Origin of the sequence: Streptomyces sp. NPDC056296, assembly GCF_042268605.1 — a bacterium.
GTDB lineage: Bacteria > Actinomycetota > Actinomycetes > Streptomycetales > Streptomycetaceae > Streptomyces.
On sequence record NZ_JBHJRX010000004.1, the window covers coordinates 96447 to 115525 of the forward strand.

The 19079-nt window shown below is 71.1% G+C and carries 14 protein-coding genes; 6 read left to right on the forward strand and 8 right to left on the reverse strand.

Annotation, left to right across the window (positions count from 1 at the left end; all coding sequences use genetic code 11):
- The first annotated feature begins 133 nt into the window (after positions 1-133).
- Positions 134-559 (forward strand): OsmC family protein, encoded by a 426-nt coding sequence (locus tag ACFCZF_RS04565; RefSeq protein WP_043377849.1) that lies wholly within the window; start codon positions 134-136, stop codon positions 557-559.
- Positions 560-580: 21 nt separating this feature from the next.
- On the opposite strand, the gene narI is transcribed toward ACFCZF_RS04565, so the two are convergent.
- The 6 genes from narI to ACFCZF_RS04595 form a co-directional block, all read right to left on the reverse strand.
- Positions 581-1303: a respiratory nitrate reductase subunit gamma gene (gene narI, locus ACFCZF_RS04570; protein WP_376670380.1), complete on the reverse strand. Its 723-nt coding sequence runs from the start codon at positions 1301-1303 to the stop codon at positions 581-583.
- Entirely contained in the window at positions 1300-1794 is a 495-nt protein-coding gene (narJ, locus tag ACFCZF_RS04575; protein ID WP_217253969.1) for a nitrate reductase molybdenum cofactor assembly chaperone, read from the reverse strand. The genes narI and narJ overlap by 4 nt, the downstream gene beginning before the upstream one ends.
- Before the next feature lie 4 nt (positions 1795-1798).
- Entirely contained in the window at positions 1799-3394 is a 1596-nt protein-coding gene (narH, locus tag ACFCZF_RS04580; RefSeq protein ID WP_376670381.1) for a nitrate reductase subunit beta, read from the reverse strand.
- On the reverse strand, positions 3394-7089 hold the full coding sequence (locus tag ACFCZF_RS04585; RefSeq protein ID WP_376670382.1) for a nitrate reductase subunit alpha: 3696 nt from the start codon (positions 7087-7089) through the stop codon (positions 3394-3396). The genes narH and ACFCZF_RS04585 overlap by 1 nt, the downstream gene beginning before the upstream one ends.
- Before the next feature lie 105 nt (positions 7090-7194).
- The gene (locus ACFCZF_RS04590) at positions 7195-8010 is read right to left on the reverse strand and encodes an SAM-dependent methyltransferase (protein WP_376670383.1); all 816 of its coding nucleotides are present in this window, start codon (positions 8008-8010) and stop codon (positions 7195-7197) included.
- Between the two features lie 77 nt (positions 8011-8087).
- Positions 8088-8951, reverse strand: a complete 864-nt coding sequence (locus ACFCZF_RS04595; protein WP_375905097.1) for a helix-turn-helix domain-containing protein — start codon at positions 8949-8951, stop codon at positions 8088-8090.
- 217 nt (positions 8952-9168) lie between these two features.
- Between ACFCZF_RS04595 and ACFCZF_RS04600 the strand changes: the two genes are divergently transcribed.
- Positions 9169-9594, forward strand: a complete 426-nt coding sequence (locus ACFCZF_RS04600; protein ID WP_376670384.1) for a hypothetical protein — start codon at positions 9169-9171, stop codon at positions 9592-9594.
- Here ACFCZF_RS04600 and ACFCZF_RS04605 read toward each other — a convergent pair.
- A complete protein-coding gene (locus ACFCZF_RS04605; RefSeq protein ID WP_376670385.1) occupies positions 9576-10391 on the reverse strand; it encodes a helix-turn-helix domain-containing protein in 816 nt (271 codons plus the stop codon). The genes ACFCZF_RS04600 and ACFCZF_RS04605 overlap by 19 nt on opposite strands.
- A 146-nt stretch (positions 10392-10537) precedes the next feature.
- On the opposite strand from ACFCZF_RS04605, the gene ACFCZF_RS04610 reads away from it, so the two are divergent.
- The 3 genes from ACFCZF_RS04610 (at position 10538) to ACFCZF_RS04620 (ending at position 13553) form a co-directional block, all read left to right on the forward strand.
- Positions 10538-10843 carry a 4a-hydroxytetrahydrobiopterin dehydratase gene (locus ACFCZF_RS04610; RefSeq protein ID WP_375905089.1) on the forward strand — a complete coding sequence of 102 codons (306 nt, stop codon included), beginning with the start codon at positions 10538-10540 and terminating at the stop codon, positions 10841-10843.
- A gap of 5 nt (positions 10844-10848) precedes the next feature.
- Positions 10849-11589 (forward strand): class I SAM-dependent methyltransferase, encoded by a 741-nt coding sequence (locus tag ACFCZF_RS04615; RefSeq protein WP_376670386.1) that lies wholly within the window; start codon positions 10849-10851, stop codon positions 11587-11589.
- 86 nt (positions 11590-11675) lie between these two features.
- Complete coding sequence (locus ACFCZF_RS04620; RefSeq protein ID WP_376670387.1) at positions 11676-13553, forward strand: rhamnogalacturonan lyase; 1878 nt, start codon at positions 11676-11678, stop codon at positions 13551-13553.
- 286 nt (positions 13554-13839) lie between these two features.
- Here the strand turns inward: ACFCZF_RS04620 and ACFCZF_RS04625 are convergent, their stop codons facing one another.
- Positions 13840-16761, reverse strand: coding sequence for a glycoside hydrolase family 48 protein (locus tag ACFCZF_RS04625; protein ID WP_376670388.1), 2922 nt, complete (start codon positions 16759-16761; stop codon positions 13840-13842).
- 512 nt (positions 16762-17273) lie between these two features.
- Here ACFCZF_RS04625 and ACFCZF_RS04630 point away from each other — a divergent pair.
- The gene (locus ACFCZF_RS04630) at positions 17274-19004 is read left to right on the forward strand and encodes a glycoside hydrolase family 6 protein (protein ID WP_376670389.1); all 1731 of its coding nucleotides are present in this window, start codon (positions 17274-17276) and stop codon (positions 19002-19004) included.
- Positions 19005-19079: the final 75 nt, after the last annotated feature.

The window sequence follows — 19079 nt, forward strand, 5'->3', positions numbered from 1 at the left end:
GGTTCGCCTGTCCCCCTCTTGGGGGCCGTCTTTTGGGGGGGGGGGAGCGGGGGTGGGGTGGGGGGGGGGGGGGGAGCCCGCCCGCCGGCCCCCCACCGCCCAACCACAGCAAGAGAATTCGAGAGGACCCGCCGTGGCAACCACGCGCTCCGCACACACCGTCTGGGAAGGCAACCTGCTCGAGGGCAACGGTGTCGTCACCTTCGACTCGTCCGGCATCGGCGAGCAGCCGGTGTCGTGGCCGTCGCGCGCCGAGCAGGCGAACGGCAAGACCAGCCCGGAAGAACTGATCGCCGCCGCCCACTCCAGCTGCTTCTCCATGGCGCTGTCGCACGGCCTGGCCGGCGCCGGCACCCCGCCCACCAAGCTCACCACCTCCGCCGACGTCACCTTCCAGCCGGGTGAGGGCATCAAGGGCATCCACCTCACCGTGGAGGGCACCGTCCCCGGCCTCGACAACGACGCGTTCGTCGCCGCCGCCGAGGACGCCAAGAAGAACTGCCCGGTCAGCCAGGCCCTGACCGGTACGACCATCACCCTCACGGCGAAGCTGGCCTAGCCGGAAAGGTCTCCGAAGGGCTCAGGAGCCCGCGCGCTCCCAGCCCCGCCGGTCCGGGCGCGGCCCCAGCTGCCTGGGGTCGCGCGACCGGTAGACCACGTACGGGCGCACCAGGTACTGCACCGGCGCGCTGAACATGTGTACCAGCCGCGTGTAGGGCACCAGGGCGATCAGCACCATCCCGATCACCGCGTGCACCTGGTACAGCACCGGCACTCCCACCATCAGCTCCGTCTTCGGCTGGAGGGTGAACAGGCTGCGCGACCAGGGCCCGATGGTGTGCCGGTAGTCGTAGCCGGTGCCGGAGGAGTGCGCGAGCTTGGCCACCATGCCGAGCACGATCGCGCCCAGCAGGAAGACGTACATGACCTTGTCGTTGGCGGTCGTCGCCCGGAACACGGGCGCGTTGGTGCGCCGCCGGTAGATGAGGATCAGGATGCCGGCCACCGCCAGCACCCCGGCCGCGGTGCCGCCGTACAGCGACAGCAGGTGGTACGCGTGCTCGCTCACGCCCACCGCGTCCGTCCACGACTCGGGGACGAACAGCCCGATGAGATGGCCGACCAGTACGAACAGGATGCCGTAGTGGAACACGGGCGAGGCGATGTTCAGCAGCTTGGACTCGTAGACCTGCGAGGACCGCGTCGTCCAGCCGAAGCGGTCGTAGCGGTGCCGCCAGATCAGACCGGCGACCAGCAGGGCGAACGCGGCGTAGGGCAGCACGCCCCAGAGGAAGACGGTCACGGGCGGGCTCCGGTGGGTGCGGGCGGCAGGGTGGCGCACACGGCGTCCAGGACGCACGCGTAGGGCGTGCCGAAGGCGGTCAGCCGGGAGCGGAGCTGGTCCAGGGCTTCGCGGTGCTCGGTGAGCATGCCGATGTCCCCGGTGCGGGAGGCGAACTCCAGCACGGCCGGCAGGAAGTCGGGGAGTTCCTCGTCGGTGAACTCCAGCCCGTGCGCCCGGTACAGCTCCTTGAAGCGGACCAGCGACATCCCCCGGTTGCGGGTGTCGCCGTCGGTCCACCAGCTCAGGTACAGGCTGTGCCGGTTCTTGAAGTCGAAGACCTCCACGTAGTGCGCCTGGAGTTCGCCCTGCTCGGTCGCCGCCGCGTGGTCGGTGAAGCCGCGCAGTTGCGGCGCGGCCTCGCGCAGCAGCGGCAGCCGGGCGCGGAAGTCGTCGTCGGGATACGTCAGACAGAGCGCCGCCGCCTGGTACAGCACCTCGAACCCGGGCATCGGATCAGACCTCCCTCTCGTCGTCCGTGGTCTGCCGCCTGCGCAGGATGTGGAAGTTCTCCACCGGCACCAGCGGAAGCCTCTTGCGTCCCGAGTCCTGGCCGAACGGCCCGTCGCCGCCCATGCCGGGGCCGCCGTCCGTGTCGAGGCTGCACGTGTCCGGCAGGGCCGACGCCTCCAGCCGGTGCGCGTCCCCGACGGCCGCCGTCGGGATCACGTACCGCTCCTCGTACTTGGCGATGGCCAGCAGCCGGTACATGTCCTCGATCTCCTGGGCGCGCATGCCGACGCCCGCGCAGACGGCCGGGTCGGGATCCTCGCCGAGGTTGACCGACCGCATGTGGGCGCGCATCGCGGCCAGCTTCTCCAGCGACGCCCGCACGGGGCCGACGTCGCCCGCCGTGAACAGCTCCGCCAGGTACTCCAGCGGGATGCGCAGCGTGTCGATCGCGCCGAACAGGTTGCCCGGGTCCTCGCCGTCGTGCCCGGTCTCCGTCAACGCGTCCACCACCGGTGAAAGCGGCGGGATGTACCAGACCATCGGCATGGTGCGGTACTCCGGATGCAGGGGCAGCGCCACCCGGTACCTGCTCACCAGCGCGTGCACGGGGGAGCGCCGGGCCGCCTCGATCCAGTCGAACGGGATCCCCGCCTCCTCCGCCGCCCGCCGCACCGCGGGGTCCTCGGGGTCCAGGAAGACACCCAGCTGTGCCTCGTACAGCTCCTGCTCGTTCGGCGTGGAGGCCGCCTCGGTCACCTTGTCGGCGTCGTACAGCACGACCCCCAGGTACCTGAGCCGTCCCACGCAGGTCTCCGAGCAGACCGTCGGCTGGCCCACCTCGATGCGCGGATAGCAGAAGGTGCACTTCTCGGCCTTGCCGGTGCGGTGGTTGAAGTACACCTTCTTGTACGGGCATCCGGTCACGCACATCCGCCAGCCCCGGCAGCGGTCCTGGTCGACCAGGACGATGCCGTCCTCCGCGCGCTTGTACATCGCCCCGGACGGACACGACGCCACGCACGACGGATTGAGACAGTGCTCGCAGATGCGCGGCAGGTAGAACATGAAGGTCTCTTCGTACGCGAAGCGCACCTTCTCCGAGGCCTGTTGGCGTGTGCGTTCCACCATGGGGTCGAGGTCGCCGTAGGCGGGGGCGCCGCCGAGGTCGTCGTCCCAGTTCGAGGACCAGCCGATCTTCATCGGTTTGCCGTCGAGCTGGGAGACGGGCCGGGCGACGGGGTAGTCGCTGCCGAGCGGGGCGTCGGTGAGGTTCTTGTAATCGTACGTCCAGGGCTCGTAGTAGTCCTTGATCTCCGGGAGCCTCGGGTTGGAGAAGATCCCGGCGAGCTTCTTGAACCGTCCGCCCGCCTTGAGCTTCAGCGCGCCGCGCCGGTTCAGTTCCCAGCCGCCCCGCCACTTCTCCTGGTCCTCGTAGCGGCGCGGGTAGCCCTGGCCGGGGCGGGTCTCGACGTTGTTGAACCAGACATACTCCATGCCCCGCCGGTTGGTCCACGCCTGCTTGCAGGTGACCGAGCAGGTGTGGCAGCCGATGCACTTGTCGAGGTTCATGACCATGGCGACCTGGGCCATCGGGCGCATCAGTACTCGACCTCCTGAGAGCGGCGCCGGATGACCGTCACCTCGTCGCGCTGGTTCCCGGTCGGGCCCAGGTAGTTGAACGCCCACGACAACTGGGCGTAGCCGCCGATGAGATGGGTCGGTTTGAGGATCAGGCGGGTGAGCGAGTTGTGGATGCCGCCGCGCTTGCCGGTGGTCTCCGCGAGCGGGACGTTCACCGTGCGTTCCTGCGCGTGGTGCATGTAGACCGTGCCGGGCGGCATGCGGTGCGAGACGATCGCGCGGGCCACCACCACGCCGTTGCGGTTGACCGCCTCGATCCAGTCGTCGTCGGCGACCCCGATCGCGTCCGCGTCCTTCGTCGACATCCAGATGGTCTGGCCGCCCCGGGACAGCGCCAGCATGAACAGGTTGTCCTGGTACTCGGAGTGGATGGACCACTTGTTGTGCGGGGTGAGGTAGCGGACCGTCACCTCCCGGTGCCCTTCCGGACCGAGCTGCGGCTCGCCGAAGAGCCGGCTCATGTCCAGCGGCGGCCGGTACACCGGCAGTGCCTCGCCCAACTCGTGCATCCAGTCGTGGTCGAGGAAGAAGTGCTGGCGGCCGGTGAGGGTGTGCCAGGGCTTGAGGTGCTCGGTGTTGAGCGTGAACGCCGTGTAGCGGCGCCCGCCGGCCTCGCTGCCCGACCACTCCGGCGAGGTGATCACCGGCACGGGCGCCGCCTGGGTGTCCGCGTACGTGATCCGCTTGCCCTCGTGCTCGGCGGCCAGGTGGGCCATCCGCTGCCCGGTCTTCGCCTCCAGCGTGTGGAAGCCCTGGACGGCCAGTCGCCCGTTGGTCGTGCCGGACAGCGCCAGGATGGTGTTGGCGGCCTTCACCGCCGTGTCCAGTGCCGGGCGCCCGTCGGCCGGGCCGCCGCGCACCGCGCCGTTCATGTGCCGCAGCCGCTCCACCTCCTCGTCCGGCTTCAGGGTGATGCCCTTGGCGGGCAGGCCCTTGGCCTCCACCAGCGGGCCCAGCGCCGCGAACTTCGCGCCGATCGCCGTGTAGTCGCGCTCCACGACGGTGAGGTTCGGCAGGGTCTTGCCCGGCTCCGGAGCGCACTCCCCGCGCCGCCAGTCCCGTACGACCCCGCCCGGCTGGGCGATCTCGCCCGGGGTGTCGTGCTGGAGCGGCGCCGCCATCAGGTCCTTGCGCACGCCGAGGTGGCCGACGGCCAGCTCGCTCAGCTTCTCCGCCAGCACCTTGAACGTGTCGAAGTCGGTCCGCGTCTGCCACGGCGGGTCCACGGCCGGGGAGAAGGCGTGCACGTAGGGGTGCATGTCCGTGCTGGACAGGTCGTGCTTCTCGTACCAGGTCGCGGCGGGCAGCACCACGTCGGACAGCAGTGTGGAGGAGGTGTGCCGGAAGTCCAGCGACAGCAGCAGGTCGAGCTTCCCCTCGGGCGCCTCGTCGTGCCACACCACGTCCCGGGGCCGCTGGTCCGGTGCGGCCTCCTCGGCGCGCAGCGAGGAGTGCGTGCCCAGCAGGTGCTTGGTGAAGTACTCGGCGCCCTTCGCCGACGAACCGAGCAGGTTGGCCCGCCACAAGGTCAGGATCCGCGGCCAGTTCTGAGGCGCGTCCGGATCCTCGCAGGCGAACTTCAGCGTCCCGGCCCGCAGTTCGGCCACCGCGTTCGCCACCGGGTCGCCGAACGCCTCGCCCAGCTCCAGCGGGCTGCGGTCGAAGGTCGGGTACGACGGCATCCACCCCGTACGCGCCGACAGCGCCAGGCAGTCCGCGCCCGTCATCCCTTCGAACCGTCCCTCGCCCAGCGGCGAGGCCAGCACGTCGGCGCCGAACCGGTCGTAGCGCCACTGGTCGGTGTTCAGGTACCAGTACGCGGTGCCGATCATCTGGCGCGGCGGGCGCGACCAGTCCGACGCGGCGGCCAGCGACGCCCAACCGGTCACCGGACGGCACTTCTCCTGGCCCACGTAGTGCGCCCAGCCGCCGCCGTTGCGGCCCTGGCAGCCGGTCAGCTGGAGCAGGGCCAGGAAGGCCCGGTAGATCGTCTCGGAGTGGAACCAGTGGTTGGTGCCCGCGCCCATCAGGATCATGCAGCGCCCCTTGGAGCGCTCGGCGGTCCGCGCGAACTCCCGGGCGATCCGCACGCAGGCCGCCGCCGGTACCGAGGTGTGCGTCTCCTGCCAGGCCGGAGTGCCGGGCGCGTCCGCGTCCTCGTACGAATCCGGCCAGTCGCCCGGCACCCCGGGCCGCGCCACGCCGTACTGGGCCAGCAGCAGGTCGAACACCGTCGTCACCAGCGGCCCGGTCGCCCCGCCCAGCCGCGTCGCGGGCACGCCCCGCCTCACGACCTCCCCGCGGCCCTGCGCGTGCGCCCCGCCCTCGGTGTCGAAGCGGGGGAGCAGCACCTCGACGCCCGACGCCATCTCGTGGCCGTGCAGGCTCAGCCGGGGCCGTACGTCACCGAGGTCGAGGTTCCACTTCCCCTGGTCCGCCTCGTTCCAGCGGAAGCCCAGCGAGCCGTTGGGGACGACCGCGCGGCCCGACGCATCGTCCAGCACGACCGTCTTCCAGCGGGCGTCCTCGCCCTCCTGCCCCAGGTCGGCCGCGCGCAGGAACTTCGCCGGGACGTACGCCCCGTCCCGCTCGGTCAGCGTCACCAGGAACGGCAGGTCGGTGAAGCGGCGCACGTAGTCGTCGAAGAAGGGCGTCGCGTGGTCGACGAAGAACTCCTTGAGCACCACGTGCCCCATCGCCAGGGCCAGCGCGCCGTCCGTGCCCGGGTGCGGGTGCAGCCACTGGTCGGCGAACTTGGTGTTGTCGGCGTAGTCGGGGGAGACGACCACGACCTTCTGGCCCCGGTAGCGGGCCTCCGCCATCCAGTGCGCGTCCGGTGTGCGGGTCACCGGGACGTTGGAGCCCCACATGATCAGATAGGCCGCGTCCCACCAGTCGCCCGACTCCGGCACGTCCGTCTGGTCGCCGAAGACCTGCGGGGACGCCACGGGCAGGTCGGCGTACCAGTCGTAGAACGACAGCATCGGGGCGCCGATGAGGGAGTGGAAGCGGGCGCCCGCCGCGTGCGACACCATCGACATCGCGGGGATGGGGGAGAAGCCCGCGATGCGGTCGGGGCCCTGGGTGCGGATGGTGTGGACGTGGGCCGCGGCGACCATCTCGACCGCCTCGTCCCAGGTCGCCCGGACCAGGCCGCCCTTGCCCCGCGCCCGCTGGTAGCGGAGCCGGCGTTCCGGGTCGCCCTGGATGTCGGCCCAGGCCAGCACCGGATCCGACAGCCGCGCCTTCGCCTCCCGGTACATCTCCAGGAGCACCCCGCGCACGTACGGGTAGCGCACCCGGGTCGGCGAGTACGTGTACCAGGAGAACGCCGCGCCCCGGGGGCAGCCGCGCGGCTCGTACTCCGGGCGGTCCGGACCGACCGACGGATAGTCCGTCGCCTGGGTCTCCCAGGTGATGATGCCGTCCTTGACGAACACGTTCCAGCGGCAGGAGCCGGTGCAGTTCACGCCGTGCGTGGAGGTCACGACCTTGTCGTGGCTCCAGCGGTCCCGGTAGAAGGCGTCCGCCTCCCGACCGCCGACCAGCCCGATGCTGTGCAGGTCGGGCGCCGCGGTGCCGGGCCGGAAGAACCGTCCCGCACGCAGCAGCGCCGCGCCCGGCTCGGTGGGCGGTGTCCGCGTGTCGGTCACGTGCGCTCCCTTGATCGCCCTGGGTCTTCGAACCTAGGGGCGGGCGCGGGAGCGCACCCGTTCGCGGGGCCCGTACGGGTCAGGAGGCGACGGCTCGGATGCCCGTCAGGCCTTGCGCGCCACCCCCGCGTACACCGGCACGATGCCCTCCGCCTGGACCGCCACGTCCTCCGGGTCCGGCCGCCACCCGGTGACCGGAATGATGCCCGGGCCCAACAGCTCCAGGCCGTCGAAGAAGCGCGCGAACTCGGTCAGCGAGCGCGGGTGGAACGGCGTGCCGCTGCGCGTGAACAGACCGGCGGCCCTGCCCACCGCCTCCGGGTTCAGATCGGGCGTGACCTGCGACAGGACCAGGTAGCTGCCGGGCGCCAGGGCGTCGACGTACCGCGCCAGCAGGCCGTGCACGTCGTCGCCGTCGACCGCGTCGCCGAGGTAGTGCGTCAGGGCCACCAGCGACAGGGCGACCGGCCGGCCGAAGTCCAGGGACTCGCCCGCCAGCCGCAGGATCAGGTCCGGATCGCGGACGTCGGCGTGGACGTACTCGGTGGCCCCCTCGGCCGAGCCGTGCAGCAGCGCCTGGGCGTGCCTGAGCACGATCGGGTCGTTGTCGGCGTAGACGACCCGCGCCTCGGGCGCCACCGCCTGGGCCACCTGGTGCAGGTTCGGCTCGGTGGGGATGCCGGTGCCGATGTCCAGGAACTGGCGGATCCCGGCCTCGGCGAGCGTGCGGACGGCCCGGTGCATGAACCGGCGGTTGGCGCGCGCCCCGCGCACCGCCGTCCCGTCCGCCGCGAGGATCCTGCGGGCCAGCTCCTCGTCCACCGGGTAGTTGTCCTTGCCGCCCAGCCACCAGTCGTAGACGCGGGCCGGATGCGGCCGGCTGGTGTCGATGGGGGCGGGGGTGGGATCGGATCCGGTCATGCGCTGTCGTCTCCTCGGAACCTGGTGGGTGTTCGGGTGCGGTCGGTGCTCGGGCCCGGTGTGCCCGGGGCGCCGGATCAGAAGTTCTCGCGGTACTCGCGCATGACCTTCTCGGTGCGCTGGGTCGAGGCGGCACGCGCCGTCATGTGGTCCAGGACCTCCAGGTGGGCGGAGACCTCCGCGCGGGAGTCCAGGTACAGGGCACCGGTCAGATACTCGGTGAAGACCATGTCGGGCAGTTCCGGCTCCGCGAACCGGAAGAGCGTGAACGGCGCGTACGTCCCGGGGTGCGGCCCGTCCTCGAACTCGGCGACCTGCAACGTCACCCGGTCCCGGGTCGAGAACTCCAGCAGCTTGTCCACCTGGTCGCGCATCACCCGGCCGTCGATGCTCACCGGGCGCCGCAGCACCGTCTCGTCCATGACCACCCACAGGTGGGGCGGGTTCGCGCCCTCCAGCAGCTGCTGCCGCTCCATACGCAGGGACACATGCCGCTCGACAGCGTCCCGGCCCGCGGTGCCGATCGTCCCGGCCTCCAGGACCGAGCGCGCGTAGTCCTCGGTCTGCAGCAGCCCCGGTATGAAGTGCGGCTCGTAGGAGCGGACGATCCGCGCCGCGCCCTCCAGGCTCACGTACATGCTGAACCAGTCGGGCAGCACGTCGTGGTACCGCTGCCACCAGCCCGGCTGGTTCGCCTCCTCGGCCAGCGAGACGAACGCCGACACCTCGTCCGCGGGCACCCCGTACGCCGTCAGCAGGATCTGGACATACGGTATCTTCAGCGCGACCTCGGCCATTTCCATGCGCCGCACGGTCGCCGGGGCCACCCGGAGCACCTTGGCGGCCTCCTCGCGCTTGAGGCCCGCCGTCTCCCGCAGTTCCTGCAGCCGTCTGCCCAGGACCACCTGGCCCACGGTGGCCGCGGCCCGCCGCTCACTCACGCCACGCCTCCCCAACGCGCCCAAGTCTCACCGCAGTCTGTCATGTTCCTCTGTCAGTCTCACAGGGGCGGTCGTGGATCAACGTCATTACCTGCCGGGTAATCGACCGGGCGCGGCCGGGCCGGGATCGTGGAGTCACCGGGTTCCGGTCCGGCGTACTCCGGACCGGCACCCGGCTCCACGCAGCCTGTCCCGACCCGACGGAGGGTGACTCGTCATGACCACGAACCAGCCGGCCGCACTCGCCCGCACCGCCGAACCGCAGCTCATGCTGCGCCGCTTCCTCGCCCTCGACGCGGTGGTGACCGGCGCCAACGCGGTCGCCTACCTCGCGTTCTCCGGGCCGCTGGGGCGCTTCCTCGGCGCCGGCCCGGGGCTGTTGCTCGGCCTCGGCGCGTTCCTCGCGGTGTACGCCGGGTGCGTGGCCCTGCTGGCCGCGCGTCCCCGGCCGCCGGCCCTCGGGGTGCGGGCCGTCGTCGACGCCAACCTCGCCTGGGCGGCGGTCAGCTTCGTCGCCCTCGGCCTGTGGCTGACGCCCACCACGGCGGGCGCGGTGTGGACGGTGCTCCAGGCGCTCACCGTCGCCGGGTTCGCGCTGCTGCAGTACGCGGCGCTGAGGCAGCGTCAGGGCAGCAGTGTGTGAAGGTACTTGACCGTCGCCGGGTCGGCCGGGAGCAGCGTCTCGATGGCCAGCTCGGCGACGGTCACGTCCATCGGCGTGTTGAAGGTGGAGATGGACGAGATGAAGGACAGGGTCCGGCCCTCGTGCACGATCTGCATCGGCAGCGCGAAGTACGGCACCGGCTCGGCCGGCTCCGCGCCCGGCGCGGTCTCCGGCACCGGATACGCCGCCACCTCCTCGTACAGCGCCCGCAGCGGCTCCGAGCGGTGCAGGGCGATCTGCCGCTCCATCTGCTCCAGCAGGTGCCCGCGCCACTCGCGCAGGTTGCGGATGCGCGGCGCCAGGCCCTCCGGGTGCAGGGTCAGCCGCATCGCGTTCAGCGGCGGTTCGAGCAGATGCTCCGGTACGCCGTCCATCAGCATCAGGATGCCCCGGTTGGCGGCGAGCACCTGGTACGTCGCGTCCACGACCAGCGCCGGATACGGCTCGTAACCCCGGATCAGCCGCTCCATGCCCTCGCGCAGCGCGTCCAGCGCCGGGTCGTCCAACGGCGTCTCCGGATAGTGCGGGGCGTAACCCGCGGCGAGCAGCAGCGCGTTGCGCTCCCGCACGGGGACGTCCAGGTGCTCGGCGAGCCGCAACACCATCGCCTCGCTCGGCCGCGAGCGGCCCGTCTCGATGAAGCTGACGTGCCGCGCGGAGGATTCGGCGCGCAGCGCCAGCTCCAGCTGGCTGACCCGCCGCCGCTCCCGCCAGGCCCGTAGCAGCGGGCCCACGCCCTGGGCGGCGGGGGCGGTGCCGGACATGAGTGCGGTCATACTCCGAACGGTAGCCGACGGCCCTTCGCGCCGGGACCGGGCGGCGCTCCTGACCAGGGCTCGGACGGCGCTCCTGACCAGGGCTCGGTCGGCCGCCCTGTGGCAGGCTGGAGAGGCAACCGCCGCCCAGGACAGGAGCGCAGCCCATGCCCGTCGAACCGCTGTCGCAGAAGGAGATCGAGGAGCGGCTGGCCGAGCTGCCGGGCTGGTCCCTCGACGACGGCCGCCTCACCCGTTCCTACCGGCTCGCCTCGCACTTCGCGGCCACCGCGATGGTCGTCCACATCGCCCAGGTGCAGGAGGAGCTCGACCACCACTCGGACCTGACCCTCGGGTACAACACTGTCTCCCTGGCCGTGCACACCCACAGCGCGGGCGGTGCCGTCACCGAGAAGGACGTCGAGCTCGCCCGCAGGGTGGAGGACCTGGCCGCAGGCCATGCGGCACACTGACGGGTGTGCTCGACTACGACAAGGAAGCGGAACGGTACGACGCCTCCCGCGGCGGCGAGCCCCGCGCCGAGGCCGCCGCGCGGGCCGTACTGAGCCTCGTACCCGGGCAGGCGCGCAGCCTGCTCGACGTCGCCTGCGGCACCGGCATCGTCACCCGGCGCTTCGCCGCCGGCCGGGAGAGCATGCGCGTGACCGGCGCCGACCTCGCCCCCGCCATGACCCGCTACGCCGCCGCCCGGCTGCCCGGCGCCGTCGTGCTGGCCGACAGCCGCCGACTGCCCTTCCATGACGGGGAGTTCGATGCGGTCACCAGCGTGTGGCTGCTGCATCTCGCCGGCGGTGACGAGAACGTGCGGGCGATCGTCGGCGAGTGCGCACGCGTCCTGCGGTCCGGCGGCGTGTACGTGACCACGGTCGACAAGGGCGCCTCGCACAACGTGGGCAGCGACATCGACGCCGTGCTCGCCTCCCGCCCGCCGAGCACCGCGCACGACGCCGCCGGCCTCGTCGAGTCGTACGCCCGCGCACACGGCCTGCTCCCGGCGGGACAGGCCCGCTTCACCGGCCACGGCCAGGGCCGCAGCCCCCGCCGCACCGTCGCCGACCTGCGGCGCGGCTGGTTCGTCACGCTGCCGCCGGGCGACCCGCGCGCCGAGCACTTCGCCACCCGGCTCGCGGCCCTCCCCGACCAGGAACGGCCGCGCCCCGACCCGGTCTTCACCCTGCGAGCGTTCGTGAAACCGTAGGAAGCCGAGGGCCGGAAGCGGCAACCCGGCCGCGCCGGGCGGCGACTGAGAGACGGAATCCATCCGTCCCTCAGGAGGTTCGTCCCGTGAGGCACCCCCACAAGAACCGCAGACGCCGTCCGCTCGTCCTGGGCGCGGCCCTGGCCGCCGCAGGCCTTGTCGCCACCGGTCTGACGACTCTCACCCCCGACACCGCAGAAGCCGCCACCGCCCGGCAGGTCGAGGCCCTCGACCGGGGCGTCGTCAGCGTCCACACCGGCGACGGCAACCTGGTCGGCTGGCGCTGGCTGGCCACCGACCCGGACAACGTCTCGTTCAACGTCTACCGGGCCGGCACCAAGGTCAACGCCGCCCCGGTCACCGGCTCCACCACCTACTTCCACTCGGGCGCCCCCTCCCACGCCGACTACACCGTCCGCGCCGTCGTGAACGGCACGGAACAGGGCGACTCGGTCCACGCGATCCAGTTCCGGGCCGGCTACAAGGACGTGCCGATCTCCCCTCCCGCCGGAGGGACGACCCCCGACGGCGTCTCCTACACCTACGAGGCCAACGACGCCTCCGTCGGCGACCTCGACGGGGACGGCGCGCTGGACATCGTCCTCAAGTGGCAGCCGACCAACGCCAAGGACAACTCCCAGTCCGGCTACACGGGCAACACGATCGTCGACGGCGTCGAGCTCGACGGCACCCGGCTGTGGCGCGTCGACCTGGGCCGCAACATCCGCTCCGGCGCCCACTACACGCAGTTCCAGGTGTACGACTACGACGGCGACGGCAAGGCCGAGGTCGCCATGAAGACCGCCGACGGCACGCGGGACGGCACCGGCGCGGTCATCGGCAGCTCCTCGGCGGACCATCGCAACTCCTCCGGCTACATCCTGTCCGGCCCCGAGTACCTCACCATGTTCGACGGGCAGACCGGCAGGGCGATGGGCACCGTCGACTACGTCCCCGCCCGGGGCAACGTCTCCTCCTGGGGCGACTCCTACGGCAACCGCGTCGACCGCTTCCTGGCGGGCACGGCGTACCTGGACGGCTCCCGCCCCTCCCTGATCATGGCGCGCGGCTACTACACGCGCTCGGTGATCGCCGCCTGGGACTGGCGCGACGGCCGGTTCACCCGCCGCTGGACCTTCGACACCAACTCCTCCACCAACGCCGGCAAGGGCTACGACGGCCAGGGCAACCACCAGCTGTCCGTCGCCGACGTCGACGGCGACGGCAGGGACGAGATCGTCTACGGCGCGATGGCCGTCGACGACAACGGCCACGGCCTGTGGACCACGAGGAACGGCCACGGCGACGCCATGCACGTCGGCGACCTCGACCCGTCCCGCCCGGGCCTGGAGGAGTTCAAGGTCGACGAGGACAGCTCGAAGCCCTCGTCGTGGATGGCGGACGCGCGCACGGGCCGGATCATCTGGTCCACCGGCGCGAGCGGCGACAACGGGCGGGGCGTCTCCGCCGACATCTGGTCCGGCAGCGCGGGCGCCGAGTCCTGGTCGTCGGCCGAGAGCGGCATCCGCGACCCGAAGGGCACGGTCGTCGGCAGCCGCAAGCCCTCCAGCGCCAACTTCGTGTCCTGGTGGGACGGCGACCCCGTCCGCGAACTCCTCGACGGCACCCGCGTCGACAAGTACGGCCCCTCCGGCGACACCCGCCTCCTCACCGGCTCCGGCGTCGCCTCCAACAACGGCACCAAGGCCACACCGGTCCTCGCCGGCGACATCCTCGGCGACTGGCGCGAGGAGGTCATCTGGCGCAGCACCAACAACACGGCCCTGCGCATCTACTCCACCCCGCACGACACGGACACCCGCATCACGACCCTGCTCCACGACACCCAGTACCGCACGGCCCTGGCGTGGCAGAACACGGCTTACAACCAGCCGCCGCACCCGAGCTTCTTCATCGGCGCCGGAATGGCGACGGCGCCCAGGCCGACGGTGTACACGCCCTGATCCACGTCCGCCCCTTCAGGCGGCCTCGTCCACCGGCGGGGGAGGGCGCACGGTGGCACGCGCCCTCCCGAACGGTCATGGGGACCGGGCGGCCCTCGACATGGACGAGGGCCGCCCGGCAGTTTGGTCCCGTCGTCCGGTGACAGGACCGAGCACACGGAGCCGTCAAGCGCCCCGAAGGAGCGCGGGTCTGTGGCGACATGCGGCTACCGTCGCGCGAGCGCGACCGGCCACGCACGGCCCGCAGTCGAAGAACCCGCCCAACCCGCGGAGCGCTTCGCGGGGACTATTCGAGTAGCTCCGCGTACGAGCCCATGGCGAGGGCTATGTCCGCCTGGGCCCAGAACCGGTGGTACGTGAACGTGGGCGCGGCGCCGCCCGCGAGATAGCTCTCGATCTTCGACCAGGCCGGGTCGTCCTGGTAGAAGGAGCGGATCGAGGAGAAGGTCGACGACGCGTCGATCGTGTCGCCGTTCGGCATGGTCCCGGTCCAGCCGTTCGGCACGTGCACCGGGTCGTCGAAGCGGTTGTAGTCGGCGCGGGTCTCCGGGACGGCGATGCCGAGCGCGTCCTGGTTGTTCTCCCACATGCCGTCGAGCAGCGCCTTGGCGGTCGCGGCCGCCTCCGTGTCGCCCGAGCGGTCGGCGTAGTAGGTCAGGGTCTTGGCGTACGCCGCGGCCACACCGACGTCGTTGGTGTAGTCCGAGACGGTGACGTGCAGTTCGCTGTTGTCACCCGGGGAGGAGGCGTTCCAGGTGTCCGGCTGCCCCGACCACTGCATCGTCGCGGGGATCCGGAACGTGCCGTCCGGGTTGACCGTCGTCTCCGACAGCGCCCAGTCGACCCACTTGTCCAGGACCTCCTTCGCGTCGGCATCGCCGCTCTGCTGGTAGTACTCGGCGACCCGCTCCATGGACCACGCCTGGAAGCCGAACCACTGGTTGGACGGCGGGTCGTGGTACACCGGCTTCTCGTCGTAGTACATGCCGTAGAAGGTCGGCGTACCGGCCGGCGGTGTCGCGTACCGGCCCGCCCAGCTGTTGGTCGCGCCGCCCGCGATGGCGCCCTCGTCGGACTGCAGCCAGCGGTAGAACTCCACCTGCCGGTCGAGGGACTTGGCCCAGTCCGAGACGCCTGTGGCCGACTTGGGCTTCAGGTCGTCGTAGGTGCTCAGCGCGTACGCCGCCAGCGGGTTCTGGTAGCCGCCGTGGGTGTGGCTGGAGCCGATGCGCCAGGCCCAGCCCGCCGAGGTGTCCACGGCGCCGCCCCAGGCGTAGTACCAGGACAGCAGGTAGTGCGAGGAGTCCTTGCCGGTGCCGGCCGGGCAGCTCGTCGGCCCCACGCAGTTACCGACCTTCTTGAAGTACTTGTCGAACATGGCGTAGCGCAGGTAGTCGCCCATCTTGGCGGCCTTGTCCAGGGTGCCGGCGATCTCCTCGCCCTTGCCCTGTTCCTCGGCCCAGATGTCCGCCCAGTACGCGGCCTGCACGGCCCGTGCGTCGGCGTCCGGGGCGTTGGTGAACTTCCACTGCTTGGCGTAGGACGCGTCACCGGTGAACAGGTCCAGGTAGCCGTTCGGGCCGCCGTACTTGAACGCGTCGCAGGTCGGCTGCGGCACCGTCTCCCACACCGACTCCTGCGCCCCGCGCTGGAAGGTGTTGATGTAGGAGGGGCCGGTGTCCGACGGACCCGCCTCGCACTTACCGGGCGAGTTGCCGTAGCCGTAGGTGTTGTCGACGTCCTGGAGCCAGTGCATGCCGTAGACGTCGTCCGTGCCGTACGCCGACCTCAACTCGGCCGCGATCGGGTCGGGGCCGACGGAGACCGCGCCGTCCAGGGGCGCCGGGTACTCCTCCGGCGTGTCCAGCTCGGGTGCGTAGGTCGCCGGCTTGGAGGCGTTGTAGGCCGAGTTGGTCGGCTGGTCGGCGTGGGTGGGGATCATGTACGTCTCCATGATCTCCCAGGCGTTGTTGAACCGAGTCCAGTCGCCGGTGACCTTGCCGTACATGGCCTGGAGCCACAGCAGGTAGCTGTACGCCTCGGACGTGGTCTCGTGCCCGTGGTCCGGCGCCTCGACGATCAGCGTCTCCACCGAGTGGTACGGGATGCCCTCCGGCGAGAAGTAGCCGTTCGCCGGGTCGGTGATCTTCCCGTACAGCTCCAGGAAGCGGGCGTCGTAGTCCTTCGCGGCGGCCAGCTGGGTCACGTTGACGGTGGCCTTGCCGTGGCCGGGGGCCGTCGACTCGAAGACCGCCGAGCCGGTGCCGGAGGCGTCGGCCGCGATGGTCACCTTCTGGGCGGTGCTCCAGTTCGCAGGGGTGAAGGTGAGGCTCGCACCGCCGGTGACGGTGAGGCCGGTGTTGCCGCTCGCGCGGGCCGTCGTCACCGCTACGTTCGCTGTCGGCTGCTTGGAGAGCTTGACCTCGTACGTCCCCGACTCGCCCTGCTGTACGCCGAGTTGGGCGGGGGTCGCCACCACGGTCGGTCCCGAGGCGACCGTGATGCCGACCGGCGTGGAGTCCGCGGAGGCGCCCATGCTGTCGTACGCCTTGGCCACCAGAGAATGACTGCCCACGGTCAAGCCGGAGGCCGAGTACGCGTAGGGCGAGCTGGTGTCGGTGGCCAGCAGCCTGGTGTCGTCGTAGAACTCCACCTTGCTGATCGTGGCGCCGTCGGCCGCTGCCGCCGTGGCCGCCAGTGGGACCGCCTCGCCCTGCGAGTACACCGCGCCCGCCTCCGGGCTGGTCAGCACGGTGATCGGCGGCTGGTGCGCGCCCAGGCAGGCGGTGCCGTTGACCGCGAAGTTCGTCGGCGCGGCGTTGGTGCCGCTGTACGTGAACTGCCCGCCGGTGGAGACGGCGGCCCCGGCGGCGATCCGCGCGTTGTACGAGGCGTTCTTCACGGTGACGGTCCGGCCCGACTGGGACCAGGTGCCGTTCCAGCCGTTGGTCAGCTTCTGGTCGCCCGCGTAGTCGTATGAGAGCGTCCAGCCGTCGATGGCGTCGCTGCCGCGGTTGGTGAGTGTCAGCTCCGCGGTGAAGCCCGCGCCCCAGTCGTTGGTCCGGTAGTCCACGCTGCACTGAAGTGCCGCTGCCTGAGCGGGTGTCGAACCGGTGGTCATCATGGTGAGGGGCAGCGCGAGGGCCGCCAGTGCGGCCGTCCACAGCCGCCGTGCGGTGCGGCGTCCGGGTCTGTGTCGGGGATGCATGGTGCTGGTTCCTCCTTGCGGCTCGGGGAGGGTGTGGGGGAGGAGCAACAAGCCTTGAACCAGTGGGAGCGCTCCCATAGTGATGAGGGGTCCGGGAGCGGTCAAGATGTGTGGCGAGTCGAAAAGATTCGACAGGTGCCGCTGAGAGAAAGTCAGTAACTCCCCTGTTCTTTGCCGTCACTTGGCGCTACCTTCGCTGGCACCAGTGGGAGCGGTTCCATCAGTCGACGCGTCCGTCACGGCGTGCCCGAACTGCAAGGAGTCGCTCATGCGACACCCCCCGCTCCACCCTCCGCGTTCAGGACTTTTAGCCGCGGTCGCGGCCTGTCCGACGCGTCTTCGGCCGGCGTGCCGGCTCGCGCATCCCCCGGGCGGTCCCACCGTGCCCGCGGGCCGTTCCTGACCTCCGAACGCGACGGCACCCCCATGCCGTCCGGCAGCGGGCCGCGCCCGGCATGCGCGCGGCCCCGGACGACAGCACCCGCACCCCACGAAAGAAGGAACTCGCACTCATGACCCGTAGCAGAACCGCGATGCTCGCCGCCCTGGCGCTGGTCGCCGGGGCCTCCGGCACGGCCTTCGCCGCCCAGTCCGCGAACGCCGGCGCGGCGGCCGTCCCCTGCACCGTCGACTACGAGGTACAGAACGACTGGGGCAGCGGCTTCACCGCCGCCGTGACCGTCACCAACAACGGCGCCGCCACCTCCGGCTGGTCGCTGGGGTGGACGTACGCCGGCAGCCAGAAGGTCACCAACAGCTGGAACGCGAAGGTCAGTCAGAGCGGTGCCGCCGTCACCGCGGCCAACGAGTCCTACAACGGGACCCTGTCCACGGGTGGTTCGGCGAGCTTCGGCTTCCAGGGCACCTACAGCGGCAGCAACGCGATCCCGGCCACCTTCACCCTCAACGGCGTGACCTGCAACGTCGACGACGGCGGCCCGACGGATCCCCCGGGCCCGACCGACCCGCCGGACCCCGGTGGTCCCTCCGACCGGGTGAACAACCCCTACGACGGCGCCCAGGTCTACGTGAACCCGGAGTGGTCCGCCAAGGCCGCCGCCGAACCCGGCGGCGACCGCATCGCCGACCAGCCCACCGGCGTGTGGCTCGACCGGATCGCCGCCATCGAGGGCGTGAACGGCGGCATGGGCCTGCGTGACCACCTCGACGAGGCGCTGACGCAGAAGGGCTCCGGCGAACTCGCCGTCCAGCTCGTGATCTACAACCTGCCCGGCCGCGACTGCGCGGCCCTCGCCTCCAACGGCGAGCTGGGCCCGACGGAGATCGACAAGTACAAGACCGAGTACATCGACCCGATCTCCGCCATCCTCGCCGACCCGAAGTACGCGGACCTCCGCATCGTCACCACGGTCGAGATCGACTCGCTGCCCAACCTCGTCACCAACGTCTCCGGGCGGCCGACCGCCACGGAGAACTGCGACGTGATGAAGGCCAACGGCAACTACCAGAAGGGCGTCGGCTACGCCCTGAACAAGCTCGGCGACATCGGCAACGTCTACAACTACGTCGACGCCGGCCACCACGGCTGGCTCGGCTGGGACAGCAACTTCGGCCCCTCCGCCGAGATGTTCAAGACCGCCGCCACCACCGAGGGGGCGACCGTCGCCGACGTGCACGGCTTCATCGTCAACACCGCCAACTACAGCGCCCTGAAGGAGGAGAACTTCAAGATCACGGACTCGGTGAACGGAACCTCCGTGCGCCAGTCCAAGTGGGTCGACTGGAACCAGTACACCGACGAGCTGTCCTACGCCCAGGCCATGCGCGACAAGCTGGTCTCGATCGGCTTCGAACAGAACCTCGGCATGCTGATCGACACCTCCCGCAACGGCTGGGGCGGCGCCGACCGGCCCACCGGACCGGGCGCGACGACCAACGTGGACACCTATGTGAACGGCGGGCGCTACGACCGCCGCATCCACCTCGGCAACTGGTGCAACCAGTCCGGAGCCGGCCTCGGTGAGCGGCCGCAGGCCTCTCCCGCCGCCGGGATCGACGCGTACGTGTGGATGAAGCCCCCGGGCGAGTCCGACGGCGCGAGCAAGGAGATCCCGAACGACGAGGGCAAGGGCTTCGACCGGATGTGCGACCCCACGTACGAGGGCAACGCGCGCAACGGCAACAACCCGTCGGGCGCCCTGGGTGACGCCCCGGTGTCCGGGCACTGGTTCTCCGCGCAGTTCCAGGAGCTGATGAAGAACGCCTACCCGCCGCTTTCGTGAGCGGCTTCCCGCGTAGGTGATGCCGTCGGGGTCCGGCCTTCTGGCCGGGCCCCGGTGGTGCTCCAGCCTTTTGCA